At 69.4% G+C, this 10,917-nt stretch carries 6 protein-coding genes and 1 pseudogene; 2 read left to right on the top strand and 5 right to left on the bottom strand.

Translation table 11 applies throughout. From position 1 onward, the window contains the following. Positions 1-372 precede the first annotated feature (372 nt). From L0C59_RS10585 to L0C59_RS10565, 5 genes are all read right to left on the bottom strand, one after another. A complete protein-coding gene (locus tag L0C59_RS10585; RefSeq protein ID WP_243091311.1) occupies positions 373-588 on the bottom strand; it encodes a ribbon-helix-helix protein, CopG family in 216 nt (71 codons plus the stop codon). Then, positions 585-1,184, bottom strand: a complete 600-nt coding sequence (locus tag L0C59_RS10580) for a ParA family protein (protein ID WP_243091310.1) — start codon at positions 1,182-1,184, stop codon at positions 585-587. Before L0C59_RS10580 ends, L0C59_RS10585 begins: the two co-directional genes overlap by 4 nt. 76 nt (positions 1,185-1,260) lie before the next feature. Beyond that, positions 1,261-4,074, bottom strand: coding sequence for a toprim domain-containing protein (locus L0C59_RS11160; RefSeq protein WP_279232676.1), 2,814 nt, complete (start codon positions 4,072-4,074; stop codon positions 1,261-1,263). Further along, the gene (locus tag L0C59_RS10570; protein ID WP_243091309.1) at positions 4,071-6,053 is read right to left on the bottom strand and encodes a hypothetical protein; all 1,983 of its coding nucleotides are present in this window, start codon (positions 6,051-6,053) and stop codon (positions 4,071-4,073) included. Before L0C59_RS10570 ends, L0C59_RS11160 begins: the two co-directional genes overlap by 4 nt. Before the next feature lie 126 nt (positions 6,054-6,179). Then, positions 6,180-6,524 (bottom strand): hypothetical protein, encoded by a 345-nt coding sequence (locus L0C59_RS10565; RefSeq protein WP_243091308.1) that lies wholly within the window; start codon positions 6,522-6,524, stop codon positions 6,180-6,182. A gap of 819 nt (positions 6,525-7,343) precedes the next feature. Here L0C59_RS10565 and L0C59_RS10560 point away from each other — a divergent pair. Both L0C59_RS10560 and L0C59_RS10555 read left to right on the top strand, forming a co-directional pair. Further along, a complete protein-coding gene (locus L0C59_RS10560) occupies positions 7,344-10,610 on the top strand; it encodes a type ISP restriction/modification enzyme (RefSeq protein WP_243091307.1) in 3,267 nt (1,088 codons plus the stop codon). A 113-nt stretch (positions 10,611-10,723) separates the two neighbouring features. Then, a pseudogene (locus L0C59_RS10555) lies at positions 10,724-10,917 on the top strand (IS982 family transposase); the annotation flags it as partial.

The following is a 10,917-nucleotide window of genomic DNA, read 5'->3' as shown; positions in this document are numbered from 1 at the left end:
ATCCACGTGGGCGCAGGTCCATCCTAAAGGGGTGGTCCCACGTTTTGACGTGTACTGAGAGCGAACCCAAACAAAATGAGAAGAGTGCTCATCATGTCCTCCACAGAAGAACAGCTACCACCCCGAGGACACCGTTTTGCCTGCCGGGAGAAACGAGCAAGTAACTGAGGTGGTCTAAGTGGGGGTGCCAGATGCTGTGAAGGGTAATATGCCCCGTGCTCTTACCCCACATGGGCGGTACCGCTCCTGCGCTGGTCATATGGAAGTACCATACCGCACCGCGGGAAGGATCGTGCGGACTTTTGCCCTAGTAGGCCGGGTTCCTGCCTTGCGGTGAAGGAGCGTTCTTTCCCCACTTCGCCCTATCGCTTTTCACCTAGCTTTCCCCAGAAAGGTCCTCAAGGCCTCCTCCACCATCTCCGAGATCTCCTTCCCCTCCTCCACCGCCTTGAGCTTCAGGGCCCGGTGCAGGTCCTTGGGGACGTAGACCTTGAGGGCCGTGTAGTCCTCCCTGCGGCTCTTGCCCCGGGCCTTGGGGCCTTCCTCCTCCCCCTTCACCGAGTGGATCAACCGGGCGAACTTGCTCACCTCGCCACCTCCAGGACCTCCTCCCCCGCCCTCCAGTAGTCCTCCCAGGCCAGGCGGGCCCGGGGGTCCCGCACCGCGTACACGGGCGCCCCGAGGAGGGCCGCCTTGGGGAAGACCGCGGCCCTGCGCACCTGGGCTCGGAACACGGGCACCCCGTGGGCCTCCAGGAGGCCTCGGGCCTCCTCCCCGTCCCGGCTCGGCCACGGGGGGACCATGGTGAGGAGGACCCGGTACCGGGCCCCCGAGGCCCTCAGGGCCTCCAGGGTGGCCAGGAGGGCCTCCAGGGCCAGGGCGTCGGGGGTGGTGGGCAGGACCAGGAGGTCCACCCCCTCGGCCAGGGCCTCCAGGTCCTCCCGGGAGGGCCTGGCCTGGGTGTCGATCACCACGTGGGCGTGCTCCCGGGCGTACCGGGCCGCGGCCCGCTCGTCCACCACCCGGGCCGGGAGGCCTCCCCGGCGGTGCCACCCCGTGGCGGAGCGGTTGGGATCCCCGTCCACCAGGAGGGTGGGGGCGAGCTCCGCCAGGAAGGCCGCCAGGTGGACGGCGGTGGTGGTCTTGCCCACCCCGCCCTTGAAGCCCGTCACCGCCAGGATCACCCGCCACCTCCCCGGGAGCCCAGGAACCTGGGTACTTTATACCCCCAGGCGCTCAGGCCCTCAAGAACTCGGGCGCTCATCTCTCCCTCCCTTCCCCGTCCTCCCGGGAGCTGAGCTCGCTTTGGATCTCCTCCCAGGCGGGGCCGACCTCCGCCCGGAACTCCTCCTCCAGCTGCCGCTTGCGCAGGGCGAGCTTGGCCTCGCCGTAGCGCTTGACCCAGGTCTCCTTGTCCCCCTTGATGTCGCAGTAGTGGAGGTAGGCGCACTCCGTGCAGGGGGTCTCCAGGCAGAAGCTCAGGGGCTGCTTCGGGGGCTCCAGGGGGACGCGGTCTCTCAGGAGCTCCTCCACCACCCGCTCCACGAAGGAGGGCTCCAGGCGCATGACCCGGAACTGCTTGTCCCAGAGGCGCGGCCTCGGGGCCTTCTCCGGGCTCGCCCAGCCGTAGTTGCGGGCGATCTGCCCCACCCACTTGGGATCCCGCCACCGGGGGATGTCCACCGTCCGCTCCCGGCCCCAGTCGTCCCCCACGAGCCTGCGGGCCTCGTAGACCACGTGGGACAGGGCCACGTAGGCGCGGTACCCCTGGCGCACCAGCTCCTTGAGGGCGGTCTCCACCACCTCCGTGTCCGAGGGGGCCTCCTCCAGGCGGCCCTCCTGCCGGCGGAGGGCCTCCTCCAGGCGGGCGACGAGCTCCTGGTCCCCCAGGTGGTGGGCGATGGCGCGCAAGGGGGCGGCGATCTCGTCCAGGCGCTCCCCCTTCCCGGCGAAGCGCTCCCGGTAGAGGTCGTGGAGGGCCGCGGCGTTCTCCATGGCCCAGACGTAGAGGTTGTCCCGGAGCTCCCTCAGGGCCTCCGGGGGGAGGCCCTCCGCCCGCTCCCGCCCCCTCAGGTCCTTGAGGCGGGCGGTGCGGATCACCAGCATCCGGCTCCCCAGGATCTCCCCCGTGCCCTGGGTGTTGGTGATCACCTTGACCCCGAAGAAGTTGAGGGCGAAGACCCGCATCCCCTTGGTGTCCACCCAGTTCTTCACCGCAGTCTCCTTCTTGTAGGAGACCTTGAGGAACTGCTCCAGCTGGGAGGCCTCCGCGCTCCCCGAGCGCTGCCTGACCTCCTCCAGGTCGTCGAAGGCCACGAGGCCCCCCGTCTCGTCGATGACCCGGGCCGCGGCGGCGGCGGAGGTCTGGCCCGTGATCACCACCCCGTTGGCCCCGAGCTCCGCCATGAGCCGGGCGAACTCCGTCTTCCCCGAACCGGGCGGCCCCACCACCAGGAAGAGGGGCACGGCGTCGAAGACCGCCTGCACGTAGGAGGTCATGACCCCGAGGGCGGCCAGCACGTAGCCGTCCTCTCCCGGGAGGACCACCTGGCGCAGGTGGCGGACGATCAGCCTGGGGAGGTCCTGGGGAGCCAGGGTCATGGCGCTCCGCCCCCGCCGCCTCGCCTCCAGGAAGCGGTTGATGGACTCGGCGCTCCAGGATCCCTTCGTGTCCCTGGTGGCCTTGGGGGGCCTGCGGATGATGGTGCCGTCGTCCAGGGCCAGCACCCGGTCCTCCGGGGGGGTGCCGGGGGGCGCGGGGAGGTAGCCCCAGCCCAGGACCGCCCCGTCGGAGCGCACCACCACGGTGCGGTAGCGGGCCCCCTCCTCCCCACGGTTCTCCAGGATCCTCACGGGCACGTAGAGGTGCCCCCCCACGAAGGCCCGGTTGATGTCCACGGGGTCGGGGAGGCGCACCTGGGGCCCGGAGGCCTCCTCCTCCCAGACCTCCGCCGCCTCCAGGAGGAGGCGGAACCCCTCGGGGGTCCCCCCGGCGAGGAAGTAGTCCGTCCAGTCCTTCCCCTTCCCCTCGGGCACCCGCACCCGGCGGACGGGCCTTCCGGCCAGGGCCGCCACCTTGCGGGCCATCTCCTCCCCGGCGGGGTCGGCGTCCTGGCCCAGGTAGACCTCCTCCCACGGGGCCCAGAAGAGGGGGTCCTTCCAGGCCTCGGGGACGGCGGAGCCGTGGGTGGAGGTGACCACGGCCAGGTCCCCCGCCCAGGCCTGCCCCTGGAGGTGAAGCCAGAGGGCCCACCCGTCCTTGGCCCCCTCGCACACGAAGAGCCTCCGGCGGGGGGAGGGGCCCTCGAAGGGGGGGAGGGCCCAGTAGGAGGCGGGCCTCCCCCGGCCCCACCCCTTCCCCGGGGCCCCTTGTGTGAGGCCGGGAATCTCGTAGTAGAGGTGGCGGCGCACGGGGGCCCCGTCGGGCCCGATCACGGGGTAGGCCAGGGCGGCCTTGGCGGTCTCCGTGTCCGCCAGGCCCAGGTAGAAGCGCCGGGCCGCCCGGGCGTCCAGGCCCCGGGCCCCCAGGTAGGCCACGGCCTCGGGGGTGCGCAGGAAGCGGGCCACCTGGCGCCTGAGCACTTCCTCGGAGGCGAGGGCCAGGGGGCTCCCGTCCTCTCCCTTGGGGAGGAGGAGGTCCCGGAAGCGGGGGTGGGCGAAGAGGTCCCCGCCCTCAGGTGCCTGGGGACTCGGGGACTTGGGGACCTGAGCGCCTGGGTTCTGGAGGGTTGGGATCCCGGCCTCCCTCCCCCCGGCCCTCCTGACCTTCCCCTTCCGCTCGGGGGAGGAGTCCTCCGGGAGGCCGAGCCACCGGAGGGCCCAGCGGCGGGCCTCCTCGGGGGAAAGGCCCTTCGCCGCCTGGACGAGGGTGAGGAGGTTTCCCTGGCGGGGCTCGGGGGCGGAGGGGTCGTGGTCGATCCAGAGGCCCGTGGCCGGGTCCAGGGCCAGGCTCTCCCCCTTCTCCCCGGCCACGGAGCCCGCCCGGTACTCCCGCCCCACCCTGCGGGCCCCGGGGAGGAGCTCCGCCACCAGCTGGTCCACCCGCTCCAGGAGGAGGTCGTGGAGGCTTTTCATTCCTTCCTCCTCAGGGCCTCGCCGTAGGCCCTCCAGCCGAAGCGGTAGCGGTCTGCGGGGGCGAACCGGGCGTAGTGGCGCGCCACCATCTCTATGGAGTCCAGGAGCACGTTCGCGGCCGCCTCGAACGAGCCCGTGGTCTTCACGATCGCCGTGGCCACGACGTGGCGGAAGGCGTGGGGGCCGAAGGGCAAAACTCCTGCTGGGACTCCGGGGAGGGCCGCCACGGCGGCGGAGCGTTGGGAGACGGCGGCTCGCAACCGCGTTTCGCTTTCTAGGCGGGGGAACAGGGGCGCCGCTCCCGCGGAGCCGCCCCCCAGCAGGCGGGGGTGGACCTCCACAAGGTAGACGTGCACAAGCTCGTTGAGGGAAACTTTCCCATCCACCTCCAGGGAAAGGTGGGGGTGCTCAGGGTCCTGCAAGGGGAAACGGATCAGGTCGTCGTCCCGGTAGGCCTTGAAGATCTTGCTCGCAGCGTTCTTGAACTCCCGCTTCCGGTAGGCGAGGTAGTAGACCCCGCCTTCCCGGCCCAGGTGCCCTTCCCCCGGGGGGAAGTCTTCCCCTTGCCGGGAGGCCTTCAGGTCCAGGCGGGCTCCGTACCAGTGCTTGGCCCTCAGGGGATGGGCCGTCAGGGCCCACCAGAGGACCGCGTCCCGGTAGAGGGCGAGGGCCTCCTGCTGGAGCTTCTTTGAAGCGGGGAACGCGGGCCTCCTCAAGTCGCCCACCAACCCCTTGAGTTCAAGGAGCAGGAGCTTGAGCCCCTCCACGAGCCAGTAGAGGGGGTCGTCGGTCTCCAGGAGGGGCTCCACGGCGTGGTAGCCCGGGGTCTCGTCCACCCCCGCCCTCGCGAGCCGCTTCTCCAGAGCCTTTATCTCCTCCAGGCGGGTCTCGTAGCCCGCCGCCCGGAGGTAGCCCTGGGGGCCGTGGAGCTTTTTGAGGAACGCTATGAAACCTGTTTCAGTCTTCGTCAGGGGATGGACGTCCTCGTCGTAACGCCTCCAGCGCCACGCCAGGTAGCTCTCCACCAGGTCGACCCGGGTCAGGAGTTCCAGGCCAGGCTCTAGGCCGAGCTCGTTCCGGCAGTAGCCGTAGAAACGCTCCAACATCTGACGCTCGCGCGTCAGGGTGGTCTCCCTCACGGGGCGGGCCGCCACCTCCTCCCCCCGGAGGACCCGCTCCGCCCGCTGGCGGCTCCTCTGGGGCGCGGCAGCGAAGGCCTCGTAGCCCCTCCACTCCACCTGCGCCCGCTCGGGCCAAGCCTCGTAGGGGAGGCCGTAAGGGGTTTTCACGGCCTGGCTTGTGCGGAGCTGGCGGTTGGAGCTCCTGCCCCAGCGCTCTTCGTCCTCGCGGAGGAGGGCCTTCCGTTCGGCCTCGCGGAGGTCGCTCCAGGGAACCCCGTACCGAGCGCGGGCGGCCAGGCGCAGGAAGGCCTGGGTAAATCGCCGATGTCTTTTATCGTGAACGCCGAACTTCTGCCTCCCCCACCGGGACAGCCTCTGCGCCAGGGCGCCCTGCGGGAGGCCCAGGGCTTCCTCCAGCTTTTCCACCGCAGCGCGCGAGGAGGGAAGCTGCCGTCCCGCGAGCCAGCCCCAGAGCGTTTTCTCCTTCACGTCGCTCGCGCCGGCGAGGGTCCTGACGCTCAGGCTCGCCCTTTCTATCGCCCAGCGCAAGGCCTCGGGGAACGAGGAGGGCATCTCCCGAAGCGGCTTTTCGCCAAGGACGACGGCCCTCGCCCTCTTGAGAGCGGAGACGAAGTGAGGACGGGGCTTCCCCTCGACCTGCTCTAGTTGCGCCGCCAGGGCCTTCATCCCTTTCTCGTCCAGGGAGGCGAGCCAGTCGTGGAAGCCCTCCGCCCCCAACCCGGCGGGGAGGACCTTGAGGATCTGCCTGAAGTGGCTGGCGTACGCTTTGTTCGCTTCCCGGGCTAGCCGGCGTGCGAGCTCCTCTACGACCTCGCGCGGAGTCTGAGAGACGACCATGCCTTCCCTCCTTGCAGCTTTTCGCCGCCAGGAGGATAATGGCCTCGGGATCCATATCTGGCTTGCGCGGGATCCCTAGGAGGCGGAGCCGGGGGGACTCTGGGCGGAGCGCCCCGGCTCGACCTTTCAGCCAACATCCTCGGCGGCATCTCGACCCCTCAACAACCTCAAGGCCTTCTGGACCTCCTCGTCCTCACGCCACACGGTCTCGCCGAGGACGACGGCCAGCCGAAGGCCCCGGGGGGTCAGCGCGTACTGCCCTGAACGCCGCTCCAAGAGGCCGAGGCGGCCCAGCGCCCTCAGCGCGTACCACGTGGCGTCGTCCGTGCGCCCGAGCAGGACCGCCAGCTCCTTCCCGGTGGGGAAGCGGCCCGTCCGCGCCAGGTGGACCAGGATCCCCCTGAAGGCCTGCTGGCGCACCCGGGTCAGGTCGGCGAGCGGGGGGTCAGGCTCGGGCAGCAGGTCGGACATCAACTCTATATTAACCCAGAGGCGACTTTGTGTCAACGAGGTTTCAGGAAGCCCCCCCGTAACTTTTCCCGTAACTTTCCACCCCCCCGCGGAGCGGGAGAGGGTCGGCACAGAGGGAGGGGGTCGGCACAGAGCCCTCCCGGACGGCTTTCCCGTTGTGCCGACCCCTGAGCCGACCCTGAGTCAACGAAGTTTCGGCACAGAGGGGGGTCCGGCTCAAAAATCGGGGGGTCGGCACAGGGGTTGACTCAGGAGTTTGTGCCGTCTTAGACGAGCAAAACTCTCTTACCTCATAGATAGGAAAATCGTTAACTCAAAGGTTGACTCAGGCCTTTCTCAACGCGAAAACCCCCGCTCTTGAGTCAACCTGAGCCCATCGTAAGCGACAGCTCAAGGGGGAAAGTTGCAAAGGGGGGAAAAGTTACGACGGCTGGTCAGAGGCGGGTTGTAAACGCGCGAGCCTCGGGGGTTTGTTTACAAAAACCGCCTTTAATCCGCATAAAAAAGGAGTCTGGCCTTTATGTTTCGCCACTTACCTCCATCCCGAGATGGTGTGCTATTAGCACCCATTTGTAAACCAACCCCGCTTCCCTCTACTCCGATTTTCCCCCTCCGGGACGGCGTTCTCCCCAAATCGTGGCTTTATGGAGCTAATGCAATCTCTCAGGGGAGCGTTTACAAGTCCCCCTCGCGGACCCCCCGGGAAAAGTTACGACCCCCCCTCCCTCGAAGTCGCGTCCAGGAGCCCTCGTGCCTAACGGCACGAAACTTTTCCTCGTGAAATGAAGATTTTGCCGGGCCCCCTGGTAGCATGGGGCCATGCCCGTCTTCGAGGAACTCCTGGCCGGCTACCTCCGCCGGCTGGCGGAGCTGGAGGGGGCCTCCCCGGGCGGGGATCCCGAGGCCCAGCTCGTCCCCCTGGTGCGGGAGGTCCTGGAGGGCTTTGAAGGGGTCAGGGTGGTCCACGAGGTCAGGACGGGCCTGGGGCGGCCGGACATGGGGGTCTGGCGGGCCGGGCTCCTGGTGGGCTTCGTGGAGCTCAAGGCCCCGGGGAAGGGGGCGGATCCCGGGAGGTTCCGGGACCCCCACGACCGCAGGCAGTGGGAGAGCTTCAGGAACCTCCCCAACCTGGTCTACACGGACGGGAGGCACTTCGCCCTCTTCCGCCAGGGGGAGAAGGTGCGGGAGGTGCGCCTGGCGGAGGGGGAGGCCTCCCGCCTGGAGGCCCTCCTCCGGGACTTCCTGGAGTGGAGGCCCCTGGTCCCCAGGAGCCCGGAGGAGCTGGCCCGCTTCCTCGCCCCCCTCACCCGCTTCCTGCGGGAGGCGGTGCTGGAGGCCCTGGGGGCGAACCCCGAGGGGGGGCTGGCCCACCTGCGGGACGAGTGGAGGGAGACCTTCCTCCCCGGGGCGGACGACCGGACCTTCGCGGACGCCTACGCCCAGCTGGTCACCTACGGGTTCCTCCTGGCCCGGAGCCTGGACACGGGGGAGGAGCCCCTGTACCTGGAGCGGGCCCTGGAGCTCCTGAAGGGGCAGTACGGCCTCCTCATGGAGGCCCTCTTCCTCTCCAACCACCCCCGGGTCCTGGCGGAGATCCGCCCCGCCTACCACCTCCTGCGCCGCTCCCTCCAGGCCGTGGACCCCGGGGCCTTCCGGGGCACGGGGGCGGACCCCTGGCTCTACTTCTACGAGGACTTCCTGGCCGCCTACGACCCGGACCTGCGCCGGGACATGGGGGTCTACTACACCCCGGTCCCGGTGGTGCGGGCCATGGTCCGCCTGGTGGACGGGCTCCTGAGGGGAGGCGGGCTCGGCTACCCCTTGGGCTTCGCCCACGAGGGGGTGACCGTCCTGGACCCGGCCATGGGCACGGGGACCTTCCTGCTCTCCGTCCTGGAGCAGGCCCTGGAGAACGTGGCCCACGCCTACGGGGAGGGGTTCCGGGGGCAGTACGCGGAAGGGGTCGCCCACCGGCTCCACGGGATCGAGATCATGGTGGGCCCCTACGCGGTGGCCCAGCTCCGCCTCTCCCAGGCCCTCCAGGCCGAGGGGGGAAGCCTTCCCCGGGAAGGCCTCAACCTCTTCCTGGCCGACACCCTGGAGGCCCCCGAGGCCCCGCCCCTGGCGCAGCCCTTCTTCTACGAGCGCCTGGGGGAGGAGCGCCGGCGGGCCGCGGAGCTCAAGCGGGAGAAGCCCATCCTGGTGATCCTGGGCAACCCCCCCTACGACCGGGTGGAGGGGGAAGGGGAGGCGGAGCGCCAGCGTAAGGGGGGATGGGTCCTGAACGGCCCCCGGGAGCCCCACCCCCTGATGGAGGACTTCCTGCGCCCGGCCCGGGAGGCGGGGCTTGGGGTTCACCTGAAGAACCTCTACAACCTCTACGTCTACTTCTGGCGCTTCGCCCTGTGGAAGGCCTTCGAGCAGGATCCCAGACGCCCCGGGGTGGTGGCCTTCATCACGGCGAGCTCCTACCTCCAGGGGCCGGGCTTCGCGGGGATGCGGGAGCACGTGCGCCGCCTGGCCCACGAGGTCTACGTCCTGGACCTTGGGGGAGAGGGGCGGGGAGCGGTCAGGGAGGAGAACGTCTTCAACATCCAGACCCCCGTGGCCATCGCCCTGGTGGTGCGCTACGGAGAGAAGGCCCCGGGGGAGCCCGCCCGGGTCCTCTACTACCGCGTCCCCGGGAGGACCCGGGAGGAGAAGTTCAGGGCCCTGGAGGGCCTCCCGTCCCTTGAGGAGATCCCCTTCCAGGAGGCCCCGGAAGGCTGGGGGGACCCCTTCGTCCCCGGCCCCTCGGGCCCCTACGCCCGCCTGCCTAAGCTCACCGACCTCTTCCCCTGGCAGCACTCGGGGGTGCAGTTCAAGCGCACCTGGCCCATCGGGCCCACGAGGGAGGTGCTGGAGGAGCGCTGGCGGACCCTGCTCCTTAGCCCCGATGGGGCGGACTTCTTCCGGGAGGACCGGGACCGCAAGGTGTCCCGGGACTACCCGGCCATACTGGGCAGGGGAAGGCTTCCCGCCATAGCCCGCCTCGGGCCCAACGAGGCTCCGGAAGGCTACCTCCGCTACGGCTACCGCTCCTTCGACCGCGCCTGGGCCATCGTGGACGGACGGGTGTGCAGCTACCCCCGTCCTCCCCTCTGGCGGGTTTGGGGGGATAAACAGGTCTACCTCACCTCCTTGTTAACTAAGCCCTTGGGAAAAGGTCCCGCTCTTACCGCCACAGCTTACGTACCTGATCTGGATCACTTCAGCGGGCGGGGTGGTAAGGATGTCGTCCCCCTCTACCGGGACAGGCAGGGCAAGGAGCCCAACATCACCAAGGGCCTCCTGGAGCTTTTGGAAAGGACCTACGGCTTCCCCGTCTCCCCCGAGGACTTCCTGGCCTACGTCTACGCCCTCCTGGCCTGCCCCGCCTACACCGAGCGCTTCTCCGAGGAGCTGCGCACCCCCGGCCCCCGCGTCCCCATCACCAAGGATCCCGACCTCTTCAAGAGGGGGGTGGAGCTGGGAAGCGAGCTCCTCTGGCTCCACACCTACGGGGAGCGGTACGGACAGGGGCGGAGCTGGAGCGCCTTCAGGGGGAGGGCCCGCTGGGCGAAGCCCCCCGCCTCCTACCCCGAGGGGCACAGGTACGACGAGGCGAGCCAGACCCTCCACGTGGGGGACGGGGAGGTCCACCCCGTGTCCCCCGAGGTCTACAACTTCCAGGTCTCGGGCTTCTTCCCCCTCCGGGCCTGGCTGGAGTACCGCCAGCGCAGGAGGAGCGGAAGGAGGAGCAGCCCCTTGGACGACGTCGTCCCCCACACCTGGACCGCAGACCTGGGGAGGGAGCTCCTGGAGCTGATCTGGGTCCTGGAGAGGACCGTGGAGCTCTGCCCCGAGCAAGGGGAGCTCATGGAGGCGGTCCTCGGCGGGGAGCTCTTCCTGGCGGAGGAGCTTCCCCAGCCCGGGGAGGAGGAACGGAGGGAGCCCCAGGGCGAGGGAGAGGGGCAGGACCCCTCGCCGGAGGGCGCGGGGCCCGTGCAACCCACCCTGGGGTTGGAGGAGGTGGCGGAAAGGGAGGCTTACCCTTCTCCGGGGTGATCGGGTTGGCCTTGCCGCGGTCCTGGAAGAAGAACGACAATGAGGGATTCCTGGAGATGGTAGGTTAACCCAAGTTGCTACCTACCCCTGGACCTGAAAAAATAGTGGCCGCTATGCTTTCCCGTCTCATAGCGGCCTTTTGCATTATAGACGACGCCCTGCAAGCCATGGGCTACAAGGATGACCCCCAAGCCAAAACGCCCGCCTCCGCCATCCTCACCCTCGCCCTCCTTGCCGCCCTAGAGTTCGGCGGCAAGCACAACAAGGCCCTGGCCCTCGCCAAAGACCTGCGCCTCTTTACCTACGT

Source organism: Thermus neutrinimicus (genome assembly GCF_022760955.1).
Lineage (GTDB): Bacteria > Deinococcota > Deinococci > Deinococcales > Thermaceae > Thermus > Thermus neutrinimicus.
The sequence above is the reverse complement of the archived record's forward strand: the minus strand, read 5'-3'. Positions and strand labels throughout refer to the sequence as shown.